General features: G+C 40.0%; 12 protein-coding genes. 4 read left to right on the top strand and 8 right to left on the bottom strand.

Going from position 1 to position 18,560, the window contains the following annotated elements; genetic code table 11:
• Positions 1–7: 7 nt before the first annotated feature.
• Both ACEXOE_RS18720 and ACEXOE_RS18715 read left to right on the top strand, forming a co-directional pair.
• Complete coding sequence (locus tag ACEXOE_RS18720; protein ID WP_394750377.1) at positions 8–895, top strand: ABC transporter ATP-binding protein; 888 nt, start codon at positions 8–10, stop codon at positions 893–895.
• Between the two features lie 31 nt (positions 896–926).
• Positions 927–4,571, top strand: a complete 3,645-nt coding sequence (locus ACEXOE_RS18715; RefSeq protein WP_394750376.1) for an ABC transporter permease/M1 family aminopeptidase — start codon at positions 927–929, stop codon at positions 4,569–4,571.
• A 29-nt stretch (positions 4,572–4,600) separates the two neighbouring features.
• Here the strand turns inward: ACEXOE_RS18715 and ACEXOE_RS18710 are convergent, their stop codons facing one another.
• The 4 genes from ACEXOE_RS18710 to ACEXOE_RS18695 all read right to left on the bottom strand — a co-directional run bounded on the left by ACEXOE_RS18710 (position 4,601) and on the right by ACEXOE_RS18695 (position 7,962).
• On the bottom strand, positions 4,601–5,068 hold the full coding sequence (locus tag ACEXOE_RS18710; protein ID WP_394750375.1) for a hypothetical protein: 468 nt from the start codon (positions 5,066–5,068) through the stop codon (positions 4,601–4,603).
• Positions 5,069–5,316: 248 nt separating this feature from the next.
• Complete coding sequence (locus ACEXOE_RS18705) at positions 5,317–5,946, bottom strand: hypothetical protein (RefSeq protein WP_394750374.1); 630 nt, start codon at positions 5,944–5,946, stop codon at positions 5,317–5,319.
• A 192-nt stretch (positions 5,947–6,138) separates the two neighbouring features.
• Positions 6,139–6,999, bottom strand: a complete 861-nt coding sequence (locus ACEXOE_RS18700) for a DMT family transporter (RefSeq protein WP_394750373.1) — start codon at positions 6,997–6,999, stop codon at positions 6,139–6,141.
• Between the two features lie 72 nt (positions 7,000–7,071).
• Positions 7,072–7,962: a metallophosphoesterase family protein gene (locus ACEXOE_RS18695; RefSeq protein ID WP_394750372.1), complete on the bottom strand. Its 891-nt coding sequence runs from the start codon at positions 7,960–7,962 to the stop codon at positions 7,072–7,074.
• A 146-nt stretch (positions 7,963–8,108) separates the two neighbouring features.
• Between ACEXOE_RS18695 and ACEXOE_RS18690 the strand changes: the two genes are divergently transcribed.
• A complete protein-coding gene (locus ACEXOE_RS18690) occupies positions 8,109–10,451 on the top strand; it encodes a GAF domain-containing protein (protein WP_394750371.1) in 2,343 nt (780 codons plus the stop codon).
• 9 nt (positions 10,452–10,460) lie between these two features.
• Here the strand turns inward: ACEXOE_RS18690 and ACEXOE_RS18685 are convergent, their stop codons facing one another.
• Positions 10,461–11,654 (bottom strand): Pycsar system effector family protein, encoded by a 1,194-nt coding sequence (locus ACEXOE_RS18685; RefSeq protein ID WP_394750370.1) that lies wholly within the window; start codon positions 11,652–11,654, stop codon positions 10,461–10,463.
• A 116-nt stretch (positions 11,655–11,770) separates the two neighbouring features.
• Here ACEXOE_RS18685 and ACEXOE_RS18680 point away from each other — a divergent pair, with 116 nt between their 5' ends.
• Positions 11,771–15,415 (top strand): metallophosphoesterase, encoded by a 3,645-nt coding sequence (locus ACEXOE_RS18680; RefSeq protein ID WP_394750369.1) that lies wholly within the window; start codon positions 11,771–11,773, stop codon positions 15,413–15,415.
• A gap of 14 nt (positions 15,416–15,429) precedes the next feature.
• On the opposite strand, the gene ACEXOE_RS18675 is transcribed toward ACEXOE_RS18680, so the two are convergent.
• From ACEXOE_RS18675 to ACEXOE_RS18665, 3 genes are read right to left on the bottom strand one after another with little or no spacing between them, the layout of a single operon-like run.
• Positions 15,430–16,281: a hypothetical protein gene (locus tag ACEXOE_RS18675; RefSeq protein ID WP_394750368.1), complete on the bottom strand. Its 852-nt coding sequence runs from the start codon at positions 16,279–16,281 to the stop codon at positions 15,430–15,432.
• On the bottom strand, positions 16,274–17,197 hold the full coding sequence (locus ACEXOE_RS18670; protein ID WP_394750367.1) for a GyrI-like domain-containing protein: 924 nt from the start codon (positions 17,195–17,197) through the stop codon (positions 16,274–16,276). Before ACEXOE_RS18670 ends, ACEXOE_RS18675 begins: the two co-directional genes overlap by 8 nt.
• A gap of 3 nt (positions 17,198–17,200) precedes the next feature.
• Positions 17,201–18,553, bottom strand: a complete 1,353-nt coding sequence (locus ACEXOE_RS18665; RefSeq protein WP_394750366.1) for a vanadium-dependent haloperoxidase — start codon at positions 18,551–18,553, stop codon at positions 17,201–17,203.
• Between the last annotated feature and the right edge of the window lie 7 nt (positions 18,554–18,560).

Below are 18,560 nucleotides of genomic sequence, written 5' to 3'. Positions count from 1 at the left end.
AAATGTAATGGCATTAGAGATCAAAAACCTAAGCAAAACCTATTCCAATGGCGTACAGGCATTGAAAGATGTAAGTTTAACGATTCCAAAGGGAATGTTTGGGCTACTAGGCCCCAATGGGGCGGGAAAATCTTCCCTAATGCGAACTTTGGCTACCTTGCAGGAGGCAGATTCAGGAACTGTTCAAATGGGCGATATCGATGTACTCCGGGACAAAGATCAAGTACGGCAGATTTTAGGGTATTTGCCTCAAGAATTTGGAGTGTACCCCAAAGTAAGTTCCTATAAAATGCTCGATCACATTGCCTCATTGAAAGGAATTTCCAGTAAAGGGGAACGCAAGGATTTGGTAGAAGCTTTATTGACCAAAACCAATTTGTGGCATGTCCGCAATAAAAACTTGGGAACCTATTCTGGGGGAATGAAGCAACGCTTTGGAATCGCCCAAGCGCTCATTGGAGAACCAGAACTTATTATTGTAGACGAACCTACAGCAGGCTTAGATCCGGCGGAGCGCGTGCGATTTCATAATCTTTTAAGTGAGATTGGAGAGAATACCATTGTGATTTTATCTACCCATATCGTGGAGGATATTTCCAATCTCTGTAACGATATGGCCATTATTTGTTTAGGAGAAGTGGTGGCGCAGGGAAATCCGCAAGAATTGACCCAAAGGGTTAATGGGAAAATCTGGAAAAAGTCCATTGAACGAAAAGAATTGGAAGACTATAAGTCAGAATTACAGGTGATTTCTTCACATTTAAAGGCAGGTAAAACGGTTATTCATGTGTATCATGAACAACAGCCCGATGCATCTTTCGAGGCAAGTCCGGCCATTTTGGAGGATGTCTATTTCGCAGAGATTACGACCCGTATGGCTACGGCTATCATTTAATTTAAACCGCCTTCTTTAAAACCAGACAATTATGTTCAAAGAAATCTTTCTTTTCGAATTAAAATATCGATTGAAAAGGCCAGCGACCTGGGCCTATTTCGGCATTCTTTTTGTTTTGACCTTTATTCTTGCCTTAGGCGGAAATACACCGGCCTCCGAAAAAGTGTTTTTAAATGCTCCAGGAACCATAGGGCAGATGCTCTTGATCTTTAGCCTTTTTGGAATATTATTATCCAGTGCAATTATGGGAGTGCCGGTCTATAGGGATATTGAACACGGTACACAGAACTACTATTTTTCCTACCCCATAAGCGAAAAAGGGTACATTTTAGGACGGTTTTGGGGTTCTATGATTACGTTGATATTGGTCAGCTTAGGAACACAATTAGGACTTATCATTGGTTTTGCCCTAGGTCCCTATGCTGGTTTTGAGGACGCGGATCGCTTTGCCACTTTAAACCTATTGCACTACATTCAACCCACGCTTATTTTTTATTGGTCCAATTTGTTTTTTGCCGGATGTATCTTTTTTGCATTGGTCAGCTTAACTAAAAAAATTATGCTGGCGTATGCCGGTGGGGCAATACTCTTTATTGTCTATTTGGTGACACAAACCTTGGTTCAAGACATTGATTCCAAAGAATTGGTAAGTCTCTTGGACCCCTTTGCCCTGGGTGCTTATAACAATGCCACACAATATTGGACTCCCGTAGAGCAGAATGCCCAAATGGTGCCTTTTGAAGGAATGGTGTTATGGAATAGGTTGTTATGGGTAGGCCTAGGCGTGGCGATCTTTTTGTTTACACTTTTTAGATTTGATTTTCAGCGTTTCCTCAGCAAGAAACTTAAGGGCAGGAAAAAAGATGAGGTCGATACTGTATTATCCCCTTCAGCCGCTTTAAATCCCATTCCTGCAGTAAGTAAGGTGTTTTCGGGAAATCTGCATTGGAGACAATTGTTTCGGTTGGGATGGATGGAGTTTAAAAATATTCTCGCAGATAATTTCTTTAAAGCGATTCTAATTGCCGCGGTGTTGTTCCTGTTTTTTGACGGTTGGTTTGGTTCCCCTATCTATGGAACACCTTCTTTGCCGATGACCTATTATATGCTGGAAGTAAAGAGTTTTACTTATGTTATTCTGGTCTTTATCCTAATTGTCTTTATGACGGGGGAAGTGTTGCATAGGGAGCGCAGTGTAAAGTACGATCAAATATTTGGTTCCCTGCCGCTTCCGAATTGGGTGATTTACGGATCTAAATTTTTGGGATTGGTATTGGTGTGTTTCGTTCTGGTGAACATGATTCTGTTCAGTGGAATGTTAAATCAAATATTTAAGGGGTATTTTAATTTTGAATTGGACAAATATTTCATTGATCTGTATTTGATTGAATTTCCTAAATACATCATGTATGTCATGCTCGCCTTCTTTGTACATTCCTTGGTGACCAAAAAATTCATGGGACATGTCTTTACCATTACCATTTGGCTGGTTTTGTTTGGGCTAAGTAGCTTCGCGGATATCGATTACAACTTGTTTTTGTATAGCTATACCCCAGGTTATACAGTATCGGATATGAACGGTTTTGGACATTTTGGAACTTCATTGTTCTGGTTCCGTCTATATTGGCTGGCATTTGGGGGCATTTTAACCCTTATTGGGTTAATTTTTTGGAAAAGGGGAACAGATTCCGGTCGAAAATCGCGTTGGAAAACGGCAAATGGAAATTTGACCAAACCGGTTTTGGCCACTGCAGGGATTTGTGCTTTGCTTTGGATAGGTTCTGGACTCTACAATTATTACAATGTAAGTGTTTGGGGGGAGTATAGTACACTGGACGAAGGCCTGGAATCTCGGGCAAATTATGAGAAAAAACTGAAGAAATACGAGTTTATAGATCAACCAAAAGTAGTTGATGTGAAGGTGTATGCCGACTTAGTACCTGAAGAGCGCTCTGCTACCATAAAAGGAATGTTTACACTGGTCAATAAAACCAATGCGCCTATTGATTCGTTGCATTTGGATTGGGGAGGACAATCGAATTATCGAAACGAAGTAGAGGTATTTGAAATTGATGGCGTACGCCCCGAATTAGGGATGGAGTATGAAGATTATGGTTATAAAATCTATGCCTTGCCCAAGCCTATGGCGCCTAATGATACCCTAAGTATGCAAATTACCTTAAAAGGGTTTTATAAAGGATTTCCCAATGAAGGAACAGGTTCCAATATTGTACATAACGGGACCTTTTTAAACAATGGATTCTTTCCTTCTTTTGGCTACAATTCGGGAGTGGAATTGAATGGGGATAAGAGCAGAAGGGAACACGATCTTCCGGAAAAGAAATATCAGTTACCCGACCAAAAGGACGCTTGGGGATTAAACAATCTGCTCTTTAATGATGATGGGGACTATATTACTTTTGAAGGTACCGTGAGCACCGCTCCGGACCAGATTGCTATTATGCCAGGTTATTTGCAGAAAGAATGGGAAGAGAATGGCAGAAAATATTACACCTATAAGATGGAAGGGGAATTGGATTATTTCTATAACATTTCTTCAGCGCGTTATGATGTACATCGCGAAGAGTGGAAAGGCAAGAATGGGGATAAAGTGAATATTGAGATTTTCCATCACCCCGGACATAAATACAATATCGATCGCTTTGTGCATGGGGTACAAAAATCCCTGGATTATTTTACAGAAAATTACGGACCGTACCAATATCGGCAAATGCGTATTATTGAATTTCCTAGATATAGCACTTTTGCCCAGTCTTTTCCAAATACGGTGCCTTATGCAGAAAGTTTTGGATGGGTAGGCGATTTTAGCGATCCCAATGATTTGGATTATGTGTTTACGGTCACCTCCCATGAAGTGGCACATCAATGGTGGGGACACCAAATTACACCCTCGGCAACAAGAGGGTCCAATCAAATATCGGAGACCATGGCGGAGTACTCCTCCTTGATGGTGATGAAAAAAGAGTATGGCGTAGATGCTATGCAACGTTTTCTCAAAGAAGAAGTAGATCGTTATCTAAGTGGGAGAGCCAATGAAAGCAAATTTGAAAAGACGCTGTTGGATAATGATACGCAAGCTTATGTGTGGTATAGGAAAGGAGGCGCCATTATGTACGCCCTTCAAGATCTTATAGGGGAAGATAATCTTAATAGCGCCTTTAGGAAGTATATCGATGAAGCGGCATTTAGGCCAAAAGCGCCCTATACCACCTCTACGGAATGGTATAGCTACATTGAAGAAGTTACGCCCGATTCATTGCAGTATTACATTGAGGATAGCTTTGAAAAAATCACCTTGTATACCAATAAGGTAACCAAGGCGAATTATAAGAAATTAGCAGATGATACCTACGAGGTTACCCTAGAAGTAGAGAGCAACAAGAATTATTACGGAGGGAACGGAGAAACCCTTGGGGAAGGAAAAACACCTAATTTACTGGATATCGGGATTTTTGCCGCTGACGAAGAGAATGAGAAAGGCCTTGAGGTTAAAAAACCCTTGGTTCTGGAAAAGAAATGGGTGGCACCAGGAAAAAGTTCATATACTTTTATTACTAAAGAAATGCCCATCAAAGCAGGTATTGATCCCTATAACAAGATGATTGACCGAATTCCGGACGATAATATGGTAGATGTTGAGGAATCAGAGGAATAGCACTTAAGGAAGTAGGTTGATATCTTTATTTATTGAGGAGACAATTCTGTAAAGGAGGCATCCATAATTTGGAACCCTTTAGACTTCTCTATGAGGGAGGTGTCTATACTAGCTTCAAATTCATTGGAAAAAATAGGAATAAGATTTCCATTACTATCATCGGCTTCGATAAGCATCACGAATCGTGTTTTTAGAAAGGCATTTCCATCAATACAAGGAGTTAGGAAGGAGAGGTAAGTACCTTTTTGCATCTTGTAATAACGTGAAAAATAATGATTTCCGCAGCCTATGGCCTCTCCACGCTGGCTTGAGTGCGATATTACATTGCGCCATTTTCCTTGAAAAAAAACAATTCTAAAAATACTGAATTGTTCAGCTTGGTAATGCAGTCGTTTATGTTTATTGGTAGAGTTGATCACAAAAAGTTGGAACCCTTCTTTTACACCCTTTGAAGCATAATATCCTTTGCTTGAAAAAGGCCAATAGGAGTTGTTCATCACCAAAAGATGTAGCTTATTTCCATTCAATAGTAATGATAAGGAGTCACTATCCTGTAAAGCAAAAGGAACTGTTGACCTTTTAACTTGACCACGGGTTACATCAAAATCTTTATAAGAAAGACATGCATTCTTTTGAGAATATAAATGTTGAGAAAGAAAGCATAGGACAAAGAGGAAACAATTGGTTTTAAGTGTCATATTTAAATGACGATTGAACTATAAAAGTGTAACGAAGAGCATAGATGTTACTCCTTCACGACGATCAAACTGGCTTTGGAGCCCGTAGAAAGATTCCATTTGCTGGAATAAATGAGCTGACCTTTATCGTCATAGACATCCACTTGTGCAGTGTTGGGGCCGGAAGAACCTTGATTCAAGGCTTCAAAATCAATTCTATTGAACCCTTTTTTCAGGTCAAGATTGATGCCTTTAAAACCTGCGGTCAATAATATCTCGGATTCTACGACATCGCCATTGGCATATATGCGTACACGGTCTCCATCTACATATTCATGATCACGGCAAACCACTCCAATATACTTGGCGCTACTCTTAATATCGCCCAAATACTGATCCCCAAAATGTGTTTTTGAATTCTTTTTTTCTTTTTCCCCTAATCTCGCATCGATTTTGAGTCCTTGGCCTGCATCTACCAATTTTTTTTCCGGTAACATGGTAAATCCCTTTTTCTTGCGGGAGAGGTCTACGGGTTTCTTTACCTTAAAAGCGGATGGAATCTTTAGGGCCGTACCTTTACTTTCTTTCTTCGTTTCCTTTACAGCGTCTATTTTCAGGGGTTTGGCAGGAATATCCTCCTGGGCCATCCCGTTGAAAGACCACAATACAGTGAAAATAAGAAAGATAAAATGTTTCATAGGCTACGTTATCTGTCGGGATAGCTCCATAAAAATAACAAATACCCTGCCATAGGGGCTTAAATTGCTGTTAAATTCGATGAATTTAAGGATAAATCCATGTTTTCATCCAAAATACCATTAGTTCAGTAAAGAATAACGAAGCCTGAGTTTGAAAATTGTCATCATCCTAAAAGGAATACGAGATCTCTTTTAGGAGGCGTTTTCTTTTTTATGGGAACGAGTCAACAAAAAACTGCTAAGAATAATAAGGATTCCTCCCAGAATCATATTGAGTTCCAAAGATTCTTTGAGTACCAAATGCCCAAGAATCAAAGCACTCACTACTTCTAGATACATCATGGAAGAGGTTGTGGCCGCATTTAAATATTTAAGTCCATAAAAGAAAAGGCTAAATACCACAACACCTACGAGTAGTCCGTAAATAGAGGCTATTCCAAAGTGTCCCCATTCCATGGCGGGATAACCAAGGAGAAATAAGGGCAAAAAGACAAGTACGCTTACAATGTTTTGATAAAAAATGGTTTCATTCTTATCGTAATTTTGCGATTCCGATTTAAAGATGATTACAGTAATGGCATAGCCAATGGCAGCTCCCAAAGAGGCTAGCATTCCTATAAAATCGCGATCTTCAAAGGTAAAGGTCTTATGCGAGTAGGCAATGATCAATCCTATAAAGGCCAAAATAATCAGAAAAACTTGATATTTGCTCAATTTTTCCTTTAAAAACAGCATGCCCAACAATGCCACAAAAATAGGCCAGATATAAAAAATGATGACGGCATTCCCTATAGAAGTTAAGATGTATGCGGTAAGATAGAGATACATCCGCAAGGCATTAATGGCCGAAGCCCCCAGCATTTTTTTATAGTTCCCTCTAAAGAATGGAACTTTCTTCTGTAACATCCAAATGCTAAATACCAAGGCAGGGACAAAAGCTCTCACCCATGCAATGGAACCGGCGGTCATGCTCGTTACCTGTTTAATGATAAGTCCGTTTAATCCGGCAAGGGCGGCGGCAAGAATTAGGGCATAGATGGCTTTCCGATACATAAGAAAAAGTGCGAAGGTACATATTTCGCAAGAACTTTTTTGCCTTTATGCGATCTAGGATGTTCTTAAAAATCAATGGTAATCCGAAAGACGTTGAGGACCTTCCAATAAGACGCGTACAATTTGTAGGGTTCCATCATCTTTGGTGGAAATTTGCCATTTGATCAAGGAAATAGTTCCTTTTTCAATTTCAATGCCTGTAATACTTCGTGGATGCACGCAACTTCCGTCATTAAAGAAAGCGAGTTCTCCGGGTTCAGGAAATCTAGGCCTATGGGTATGCCCTATAATGGTCATCAAGTTTCCATTGTCCGCGACCCATTTTTTGACGCGGCGCTCCACTTTGATCAGTTCCTTAAAATTTTTGGCAGGGCTCGTAGGGTCAGATATCCCCACTACCTGTAATGGTTTCCAAAGGGCTCGTACTAAAAATCGATTAAAGCGCCAGCCGTGATAGTTCATAAAATCGGCCTGATGCCCGTGGGCCAGAAAGATTTCTTGTTCCGTTTCCCGATGTTTTAAAACAACGCCTTCGTGATAAGTAATACCCTTCAGCAAAAGCTCCTGTTCCCCCGTTTTGGGATCGAAATAGGAATGCAAGTGCTTTTTTACATAATTAGGATCTTTATACACCATATCGTGATTGCCCCATATCATATGCAAACGTCCGGCTTCGAGAAATTGCTTCAGTAGCAGGTAGACATTTTTATGGGCCAAAAGCAAAGGGGAGAAAGAGCGGTTTTCCCAGAGTTCATCCCCATCGCCCAACTCGCAATAGGTAAATCCTTTTAAAAAATATTGTTGTAATGCATGGAAATAGATATTTCTATTGTTGGCAAAATCATCGGCAAAACTATTGTCACCCCTATGACAATCGCTAAAAAGGATAAATTTAGAAGTGTCGTCAAAAGGTACCACCTTGGCATTTTTATAGGCTCTGGTGAGTCGGAAGTTGGATGACATGCAGTATATTTTCCATAAATATCCAAAAAAACCGTTGAAATGCCATAATGTTTCCTTTAACAATGTTGTCTCATTATCTTTTGTAATTTTGTAGTTCAATCAAAGACAAACCATATATGATAGGATGTAAACCAATCGATTCTCCTATGTTGCAGTTGATCAGTTTCAATTCACTATTGAAACAGTATGATGAAATGGCAAAAAGTGGAGATGAATATTTGTCCGCCAAAGCGAAACAGATTCTTGCGGCCCAAGCTCCCTATCCGGAACTTCGGGAAGGCTTTTCTGATATTCAGCTTTTGGATAAATATAAAGATGTCATCAAAATTATCCTACAGGACACTTTTTCAGAGGTCCTGACCCAGAATGAAATCAAAGTAGCTTCTTTTCCCTACAGTAATGTAGTTTTCAATTCATCCAAACGTTTTCAAAAAATCGTTGCAGATGCGGGAGAAGGATTTGAACTTACCATACAAAATCTACCAGATCAGGTAAATTATATTATTGCCTGTACGGTAATATTGAACTTTTATTATGGATATCAACTAGATTTTAGACGGCCAATTTTTTATGACATTCCAGATGCCAATGGTGTAATACGCCACTATAGAATTTTGTACAATGCGGATTTTCTGGAACTTTTTCCTACTGAAAAAGCCAAGGATCTAAGCAAAGAGGATGTAGACCTGTTGTTAGAGAATTTTGATGACCTGGATTTATGGAAGGAGAAAATACCGCCCAACAGTTTTGTGTGCAAAGGTTTTGTAATTTCCAATATGTTTGATGTTACGGCAGAATATTCCATTTCTGAAATAAAATCCGGTTTAATAGCCAATGACAAGCGTAACGATGACAATTTTATAGAAAATCTGAAAGGTACTTTTCAGTCCTTGTTCAATCTTCCAGATATTCAAATTGGTTTTGTGACCTATAATGCTTCAGAAGACCAGTTTGAAAAGGTGTATGGAAAAGGCATTGAGAGTTTTATCCTAAAGGACAAAGACAACGAAGTATGTATGGATGCCCTTTGTGAGGGATCGTATAAGAAGTTAATGACGGATAATGCGTACTATGCTATTTCAGATGTAGATAAATACAATGAGATGTCTGGTGGAAAAGCTCCTTATGGAGCACTATATCGCCAAGGGATCAAGAGTGCTATTTTAGCTCCAATAGCTGCCAATGGGGAGCTTTTGGGAATATTGGAATTGGTGTCCACCACAAAAGGGCAATTGAATAGTGTAAATGCTAATAAGTTGAACGATGTCATGCCGTATATTGTGACTGCCGTTCTACGTTCCAAAGCAGAGGAAGAAAACCTTATTGATGCGGTCATACAAAATGAGTGCACCTCTATTCATCCATCGGTCTATTGGAAATTCCAGGAAGAAGCAAAACGCTTTATTAAAGATGATCTGCTTGGAAATCAGCCTTCTTTTAAAGAAATTGTTTTTAAAGAAGTATACCCGCTCTACGGGCAGATTGATATCAAAGATTCATCCAATGCCCGAAATATGGCCATTCAACGTGATCTAATGATTCAATTGTCGGAGATTAATCATGTGTTGAGTGAAGCATGGGAGCATAATAAACTCTTCGTATATGAAGAGCTCATGTTTAGAGTGAACAATCACATTGATGATGTCAAAGAGGTCCTTCATACGAATAGCGAACAAGCTATTTTTGATTTTATACAAGAGGAAATCAATCCTGTACTTACACATTTAAAGCTCGAAAGTCCAAAGTTAAAAGAGATTGTGGAGACCTACGAGAAAGATATTGATGCTGGAACGGAATCCTATTATGACCATCGCAGGAATTATGATGAAAGCGTCATGGAGATCAATAAAAGATTGGCCATGGTCATTGATACAAAACAAGTAGATGCCCAGGAAATGTATCCGCATTATTTTGAGCGCTACAAAACGGATGGCGTAGAGCACAATATGTACATCGGGGATTCCATAACAGGGGAAAGACCTTTTAATGCCATGTATCTGAACAATTTAAGATTGTGGCAATTGCAGGTGATGTGTGAAATGGAGAACGAATATTACAACTTTAAGCCAGAGTTGCCCATTCAATTGGATGTGGCTTCATTGATCTTAGTATATAACGCTTCCCTTTCCATTCGTTTTAGAATGGATGAAAAGCAATTTGATGTTGACGGTACTTATAATGCCAGATATGAAGTCATTAAGAAGCGAATTGATAAATCTTTTGTCAAAGGCACCAATGAACGTTTGACGCAAAAAGGAAAACTGGCCATTGTCTATTCCCAGAAGAAAGATGAATTGGAATACTTAAGGTACATTACATTCTTGCGATCCAAAGGGTATTTCACCAGCAATATTGAAATCTTGGAATTGGAAGGATTACAAGGCGTAGCGGGACTTAAAGCCATAAGGGCCGAAATCTTATACAAAAAAGGAAACGCCTCCCAAAAGTCCTATACCTATCAGGATCTTATGGAAGAATTAAAATTGTAAGCGATTAGATTATAACATTACTCTGTCCGGACCAAAGAATTTAAAGGCGATGCCAAAGGCAATCACTGAAATGACCATGCCCACCATAAAAATGGTATAGGTCCACCAGAGAATAGTATATTTCCGGTTCAGGACGATACCCAGGAAATATAGATCTTTGGTTAGGGAAGCATAGACATAATCTTTGTCCTTGGTCAACTCTGTGATGGCCCATTCGTAATCCTTAAGGTTCATTTTATGGAAATTCCCAAAGAATAACAGGTTGACTCTTTTCTCGTTGACATCTTCTTTCGTGAATTCCCCGCGGGTCACATTTGGCCTGGTCGCAAGTATGGACAATACCATGGAGACAATACTGAATACAATAAATATGACTGTGGGATAAATTAAATATCCATTGGAAGGGTTGTCCAATTTTGGAATAAGGTTGGACAGGGCCAATGAAATCACAATGGCATTTACAGATAAGAGAATATTGGCCTTGGTATCGGCAATATCACTCAGTTTTAAATGATTTTTTAAGGTAACCCGAAATAAGGTTTGAATACTTCTATCTGGACTCTCACTCTTGTATTTCGCTTTCAGTGCTTCTTTCCGGGCAATTTCTTTTTCGACCGAAGCACTTTTGATCATTTTTTTGAGGTTTTTATCCTTGCCTTCCTGCCAGTTCCCTTTGGCGTAATCCGTATAAAAACGATGTTCTTCACGGAACATTTTGATGTTGGCATCGGCCCATTCTTCCGAGGAATAGGAAGCAATATCCAGTTGTTGCAATTCCAAGCGTAGGGCTTCGCAGGTTTCCGGATAACTTTTCTTGGCGAAATGGGAGGCATCCGCATCCCGTATAATTTCTTCCCCTAAACCGGAGGGAGAATGAAATCGTTTCGTGGCCAAGATATATTGATTAACTTTTTCAATGATATCCGGAGCCACTCCTTCTTTTGCCAAAAAATCCTTGGCTATAAGGGCGCTATGATCTTCATGATTGTCAGGTCCTTTGGTATAACCCGTATCATGCAACCAGGTCGCCAAAAGTAAAGCTTCGTTTTCTTTCTCCTCCAAATCGTAAAAATTAAGCAATTCTTTAGTACTTTTAACTACCCTTTGGGTATGTTTTAAATTGTGGTACAAATATTTGGGATCCAGCTTATTAACAAGAAGGTCAGTTACGAAAATTTCAGTTTTTCCAAGGATATCCGACATGTGATGCATTTTTAGAATTCCCAAATTACGAATTTTTGATTTTTAATAGTATGGACATAAGAAAATATTGTGTTTTCGGCGTATTTATTTTGCTTTTCACGGGCTGCGCTACCCAGATGACAAAGTATGTTGATGGAATTAAACCAAATGATGCTTCGCGCACGAAGACGGTTTCCCATACCTTCTATCTGATAGGGGATGCAGGTTTATCGCCCTCTGGAGAATTGAATCCGGCCTTGCAAAGTTTTAAAGAGCGTCTTGAGCGCGCTGATAAAAATAGTACGGCGATTTTTTTGGGCGACAATATTTATCCGGCAGGACTTCCCAGTAAAAAAAACGACCTGGAACGAAGCATAGCGCAGAATAATTTGAATGCCCAACTGAAGACGCTGGATAACTTTAAAGGGAAGACCATTTTTATTCCAGGAAACCACGATTGGTATAGTGATGGCCTCAAAGGAGTGGAACGTCAACAAAAATATATTGAAGATAAATTAAATAGTAAGGAAGTATTTTTTCCGCAGAATGGATGCCCTCTACAAAAAGTAGAAATCAATGAAACAACGGTAGTAATCGCTATAGATACGGAGTGGTATTTGACCAATTGGAACAAGCACCCCAATATGAACGATGAATGCGATATTAAAGACCGGGAGAAGTTTTTTGAGGAACTGGAAGGGCTTATCAAAAAAAATGCGGACAAGACCACCATTCTGGCATTGCACCATCCTATGTTTACCTATGGAGAACACGGCGGACAATTTAGTCTTAAACAACAGTTGTATCCAGGGCATAATAAAATACCATTGCCGGTATTGGGAACGGTGATCAATGTGTTGCGAAGAACTACGGGGGCTTCTACCACGGATGTGAATAATGCCAGGTATCGCGAGCTTAAGAAACGAATCGTGACCTTGGCCCAATACTCGGAAAAAGTAATTTTTGCTTCCGGACATGAGCACAATCTTCAATATATCGTGGAAAACAATACCCCGCAAATTTTAAGTGGATCCGGCGCAAAGAAAGGGGCGACACGTTTGTTGAACGGCAGCAAATTTTCTTCAGGAAAGTTAGGTTATGCGACACTTGAAGTGTATGAAGATGGATCTTCCAGGGTTCGTTTTTTTGGTGTTGACGAAGTCCAGGGAGAAGAGTTCCTTTATACGGCCGAGGTATTACCTGCGGACGTAGAGGAGCAAGTAGGACAATACGCCACAGATTTTCCGGCAACCCAAAAAGCTTCGGTCTATACCCAGGAAGAAATCACAAAAAGTGGATTCTTTAAAACCGTATGGGGTGAACGTTACAGAAAATATTACGGAACTGAAATAACGGCGCCTACAGTGCGTTTGGATACCCTTTTTGGAGGGTTGAAACCCATACGAAAAGGGGGTGGGCACCAATCCAAATCCTTGCGCTTAGAAGATAGTGAAGGACGCCAATATGTAATGCGGGCTTTGCGGAAAAGCGCGGAATTGTATTTACAGGCAATTGCCTTTAAAGATCAATATGTAATTGGGGAATTTCAAGATACCTATACGGAAAGATTATTGCTGGATTTCTATACAGGAGCACATCCCTATGCTCCTTTTACCGTAAGTGAGCTCTCGGATGCCGTGAATATCTATCATACCAACCCTCAATTGTTCTATGTTCCCAAGCAAGCGGCTTTGGGTGGTTTTAATGAAAATTTTGGAGATGAACTCTATCTTTTGGAAGAACGCACTTCGGATGGGCATGGAAACCAAAAAAGTTTTGGATATGCCAACAAGATGGAAAGTACAGATGATCTGTTGAAAAAGTTGCGGAAAGATGAAAAATATGCCGTGGATACTGAAATGTATATCCGTGCCAGACTCTTTGATATGATCATTGGCGATTGGGATCGGCATGCCGATCAGTGGCGATGGGCAGAATTTAAGGACAAGGATACCGGGAAAGTAGTATATAGGCCTATTCCAAGAGACAGAGATCAAACCTTTTCTAAATTAGGGGATGGGGCCTTAATGGGACTTGCGACCAAAATAGTGCCCAGCCTACGCTTGTTTGAAGGTTTTCGGGAAGAAATACGAAGCGTGAAGGGGTTTACCTCTCCTTTTGCTTTTGCTTTGGACACCCGTCTGTTGGGAGAAACTACCTTAGAACAATGGCAAGAACAGGAGGCTTTTATTCGTAAAAACTTAAGCGAGGACGTTATCGATAAGGCCTTTGAGGCCTTTCCGGTTGAAGTTAGGGATGGTAGCATCGATGAGATGAAACGAATTTTGCTGGCGCGTATAAACGATTTGCCCAGGGTTAGCAAAGAGTACCATGATATTCTGAACAAATATGTAGTGATTACCGGTACGGACAAGGATGATTGGTTCCAAATCAATTGTTTGAATGCCAATGAAGTTGAAGTATTGGGGTATAGGAATATGAAAGGGAAAAAAGATCGCATGTTTTTCCAAAAAAAGTTCCATAGAAAGACCACCAAGGAAATATGGATTTACGGTTTGGATGATGACGATTATTTTGAAGTAACAGGTGTGGGCAGGAGCGCGGTGAAAATCAGATTGATCGGAGGGCAGAACAATGATATTTACGATACCAAGGGAATCAAAAATATTTATGGCTACGACCAAAAAGCAAAGAAAAATACGGTTACAAGCCCCATGGCCCATATGCGATTGAGCAATAATTATGATTTAAACACCTATCAGCCCTTGCGATTAAAACGTTCCGTGAATCAGTTGGTGCCTTTGATCGGCTTTAACCCAGATGATGGCCTTAATATCGGTTTAACGGACACCTATACCCATAATGGATTTTTACAGAATCCATTTACCAGTCAACATACCTTTAATGCGGCTTTTTATTTTGCTACTAGCGGCTTTGATTTTGGTTATACCGGAGAATTTGCACAAGTTTTTGGCAATGCGAATCTTGCCTTGTCGGGCAGGTTCACCAGTCCCAACTTTAGTAGAAACTTCTTTGGTTTTGGAAATGAAACCGTAAATGTTGATGATGATTTGGGATTGAATTTTAATCGTGTTCGTCTACAGACCATTCGTCTATCTCCTTCTTTGGTGTGGCGAGGACAATTGGGTTCCAAATTTAGAACGGGGATATCTTACGAAACTATTGAAGTTGAAGAGACCGAAGATAGATTTATCAATACCTTCTTTCTGGCAAACGGAACGGAAAACTCCAAAAGCTTTGTAGGTGTCGATGCAGAATACAGTTATGAGAACCGGGATAACGATGCTTTTCCCACCCTTGGAATGGCAACTTCACTTCATGTAGGTTATACCGTGGGAACGGAAAGTGGTGCGCAAGGTTTTGGATATATTATTCCTAGTTTTTCCCTGGATTATAGACTGGTTCCGGATGGGAGACTGGTAGTGGCTTCAAAATGGAAGGCGCATTTTAATGTGGGTGATGGTTTTGAATTCTATCAAGGCGCTAGTATTGGGGGCGTCAATGGACTAAGAGGGTTCCGTAACGAACGATTTACCGGTAAAAAATCCTATTATCAGAATACGGACCTACGGTATAGCCTTCAAAAAATACGCACCGGAATTGTTCCTGTTGCACTTGGGATTTATGGTGGATTTGACTATGGAAGGGTATGGTTACCCGAAGAGGATTCGGGAGTATGGCATACTTCTTATGGAGGAGGTTTCTTTGTAAACGGTACCGATTTGGTTTCCATTTCCGCCGCCTTGTTCAGTAGTGATGATGGTTTGCGCTTTACTTTTGGTTTAGGTTTTGGATTTTAACCTTAAGAGGTAATTTACTTTAAGGAGAAAGTATAAAGATTTCTTCCGGTGCTCTTATGCTGCTCATCAGATAACCATAGGGTGTTGTTGTCCTTGAAACAAACCGATTCCATCTGGGTGTTCGTAGGCAAATCTGTTGTTGTTAGCATGCCTTTTGAAAAATTATCTAAAGAAAAGTTCGTGAACAACCATAGCTTGCGATTGCTGATCAGTACAATCTTTTTTCCATCGGGAGAAATATCAGCAGAAGTAATTTCGCAAGAACCTTGTTGGGTACAGGATATAAAAGAACCTACCAAGAAGGCTCGATGATTTCCTTTTTTTGCTGGAACCTTGTAAATAAATGCCTCTCCATGAAACGGCCTAGCTCTATTTTTGGTGATAATGTATAGGAACCCTTGATGGTAAAAGAAGGCTTCGGCCCCAAAATGACGTTTGCTTTTCTTAGGGGGGAATTTTTTTTGTTCCGGATAGAAGAATTGTATGGCTTCCGCAGTAATATGGTCACCCTTTTCCTTTTCGGGATTGGGCACCTTATAAATGACCAGGTCTTTCCGGGTATTCTCGTTATTCCCAAAGTCGCCAATATATATATTGCCTAAACTGTCTTTTGCTAAATCTTCCCAATCCCGATTCTTGGCATTTTTAACTTTTAATTCCTTAAGAAGCTGTCCATTAAGGTCTACTTGATACATTTTATCCGGATTTCCACTATCCTCAATAAACCACGCCGTGTCGCCATTAATACTGGCAATGCCAGAGTTTTCACCTAATTTCTTGGGGAGTTGGGTAATAGGTTGTAATTGTCCATACTGGGTACAACCAGTGAAGAGAAAAAGTAAAAAAAATACCGTTGTGTTATTCATTTGAAGGCTTTAAAGGCAGGTATATCTCGGTAATCCAGTCAATAGCGTTACTTCCTTCCAAAGGGTCGTTGCGGAAATACTCAATCGGAAGCGTTTCTATTGCTATATTATTGCGTTTTGCGAATTCATAAAGGGAAAACCAAGCGCGATCTGAAATTCTATAATTTCCATTAAATATGGCTTTGATTCCTCTTCCACCACCATGCGATTTAAATTTTATAGATTCATGAAAAGGTAGGGAATCTTTTTTTTGAATAGGAAACATAAAATCAAAAGATATGGAATCCTTCGGGACTTCCCAAGAGGTCGTAACTAGAATAGGCCTGCCAATAACCTCTATATTTTGTTTTTTGAGCCAATATAGAATTTCTACATTCAATTTGATCATTGTATTTGCCTTTTGGTCAATAGTACTTTTCGAGGCTATAAAAGCATAGAATCCTTTTGGAATATCTGCTTCTCCGATAATTTTAACCTTATGCAGCTCAAGAAGGTTATTGAGGCTACGATTAAACTTCGATGTTTTGTTAAGTAACATCTTTTTTAAGGGAGGGTTGGAAACTAAATTTTTGAATCTGGTAATAGCACTATTTTGGTGATCTCTAACGCTTATCGTAATCTGAGTTGTGGAATCCGTTATACTTTCAAAATCCCAATCCATAGAAATGATACTGTCCTTTATTTTTAGATCAAATTCACTATGAGTATAAGGCTTGGTCGTTGCGTTGAGTATCACCGTATTTTCTGATTTAGCCAATGCCTTAACCCATTTGTCAACATGGTTGAATATTGTTCCTGGAGATGTTTTCTTTTCAAAACGTATCTGGTAATCATAAGGTTTTACAAAGAAATACCAGACAGAAACTGCTGCAACCAAGAGACTAATGCTCCCAAAAATATATTTCTTCTTGCTCATAGATCAATGGGAGACTACACGGGTGTCGGTATTCATTTGGAGATGATTAATAATAAATTGCCCTACATCCTTACCCTGCTTAATACCGACATCAACGGCAGCTCTGTAATGAATCCCTCCATACATTCTGCTAATGGCAGCTTCTTCTGCCGCTTGATTAAAAGAAGTAAAATTACGTACGGGGAGACCGTATGGAATTTCGGTGTCGTCTTCAAAGGCAAAGTCATCCCCAAAAATACTGGTCAGTGCCATAGCCGCGGATCCCGATACCACACTGTGCCCGCTGGTATATTCCGGGAAGGGGGGCGTCTGTAAGACAGGTTTCCAACTATCGTCAAAATACTGATTGATCAAGGTTTCGGGGCGGATTAAATTACTGCGGTATTTCTCATCCCAGCAACTAATAAAAGCATCGGCAATGGCAATGGAGGTTTTTGTATAAGCATATACGGTCTGATCGAAATTGGCACCTACTTTTCTACTGGCTATTTTGGTAATCCCGATCCAATGTGCCCCAGGAGTGATTTTTTTGGTGGCAAACATTAAATGCCCCCGTGTCACGGAAACATAGGGGTTACAATCCCAAAACTGCGCAATAGCGATTTCTTCTGAACTGTCTCCTTTCTCAGTGATATCCATACTAATGTCATAGACCTCTTTTACTTCTTTATAAAATGCCGTGCCTTCCTCCATAGAAAACTCAGGTGGGGGCAGGGGTTTGAATTGTGCTGCGGAATCAATAACAAAAGGTCGGATTTTATTCCAATGTGGTTCAATCCCTGGCATATAGGCCGGAGGCGTAGGTTGCCATCGTGAAGCATCATCCGTGTCTACCGTGAATTTGGGCATGGTGCGGGTTTGTTTGTAGTTGTCCTGATCCATCCATTGCCCTACGTGATCGGCCACCTTTAAACCGTAGGTTTTGGAATTTTGGAATTCCAATTCATTCTTATTACTCCATATCTGATACAAACTATCTCTGTAGGAAATAATGCGATCTTCGGAAAAAATTAGTCGTTTGCTGAGTTCAAAATGAGCGATAAGGGCCGCTAGTCTATAATTTATGGTTTTTGAAGCCTCAGGTTCGGGAATAGGACTAAAATCCGTCAATTGTCCATTTAAGGAAGTATAGTCCTCGTTTTGAAGCGCGACGATTTCATAGGCTGCAATATTCGGATATGCGTAGATCCTACTGGCAACGGGAGGTGAGAAAATATCATGTATCATGATTTCGGTAACCTTATCCACGGATTCATGTAAATCTTCCCCGGTAATTAGTATAGGACTCACTTCTTGGGAACAAGAGACCAGAAGTCCCAATAGCGTAATTAGTATTCCTTTTTTTATCATCATCATCAATTTT

It is taken from the genome of Spongiimicrobium salis (assembly GCF_043678055.1).
Lineage (GTDB): Bacteria > Bacteroidota > Bacteroidia > Flavobacteriales > Flavobacteriaceae > Spongiimicrobium > Spongiimicrobium salis.
The sequence above is the reverse complement of the archived record's forward strand: the minus strand, read 5'-3'. Positions and strand labels throughout refer to the sequence as shown.

What these genes read in the sequence shown, in the direction of transcription:
- ACEXOE_RS18700 (WP_394750373.1), bottom strand. Translation starts at nt 6,999, where the DNA reads ATGTATCGGAAAGCCATCTATGCCCTAATTCTTGCCGCCGCCCTTGCC.
- ACEXOE_RS18695 (WP_394750372.1), bottom strand. Translation starts at nt 7,962, where the DNA reads ATGTCATCCAACTTCCGACTCACCAGAGCCTATAAAAATGCCAAGGTG.
- ACEXOE_RS18670 (WP_394750367.1), bottom strand. Translation starts at nt 17,197, where the DNA reads ATGAGCAAGAAGAAATATATTTTTGGGAGCATTAGTCTCTTGGTTGCA.
- ACEXOE_RS18665 (WP_394750366.1), bottom strand. Translation starts at nt 18,553, where the DNA reads ATGATGATGATAAAAAAAGGAATACTAATTACGCTATTGGGACTTCTG.
- ACEXOE_RS18720 (WP_394750377.1), top strand. Translation starts at nt 8, where the DNA reads ATGGCATTAGAGATCAAAAACCTAAGCAAAACCTATTCCAATGGCGTA.
- ACEXOE_RS18715 (WP_394750376.1), top strand. Translation starts at nt 927, where the DNA reads ATGTTCAAAGAAATCTTTCTTTTCGAATTAAAATATCGATTGAAAAGG.
- ACEXOE_RS18690 (WP_394750371.1), top strand. Translation starts at nt 8,109, where the DNA reads ATGTTGCAGTTGATCAGTTTCAATTCACTATTGAAACAGTATGATGAA.
- ACEXOE_RS18675 (WP_394750368.1), bottom strand. Translation starts at nt 16,281, where the DNA reads ATGAATAACACAACGGTATTTTTTTTACTTTTTCTCTTCACTGGTTGT.
- ACEXOE_RS18680 (WP_394750369.1), top strand. Translation starts at nt 11,771, where the DNA reads ATGACAAAGTATGTTGATGGAATTAAACCAAATGATGCTTCGCGCACG.
- ACEXOE_RS18685 (WP_394750370.1), bottom strand. Translation starts at nt 11,654, where the DNA reads ATGTCGGATATCCTTGGAAAAACTGAAATTTTCGTAACTGACCTTCTT.
- ACEXOE_RS18705 (WP_394750374.1), bottom strand. Translation starts at nt 5,946, where the DNA reads ATGAAACATTTTATCTTTCTTATTTTCACTGTATTGTGGTCTTTCAAC.
- ACEXOE_RS18710 (WP_394750375.1), bottom strand. Translation starts at nt 5,068, where the DNA reads ATGAACAACTCCTATTGGCCTTTTTCAAGCAAAGGATATTATGCTTCA.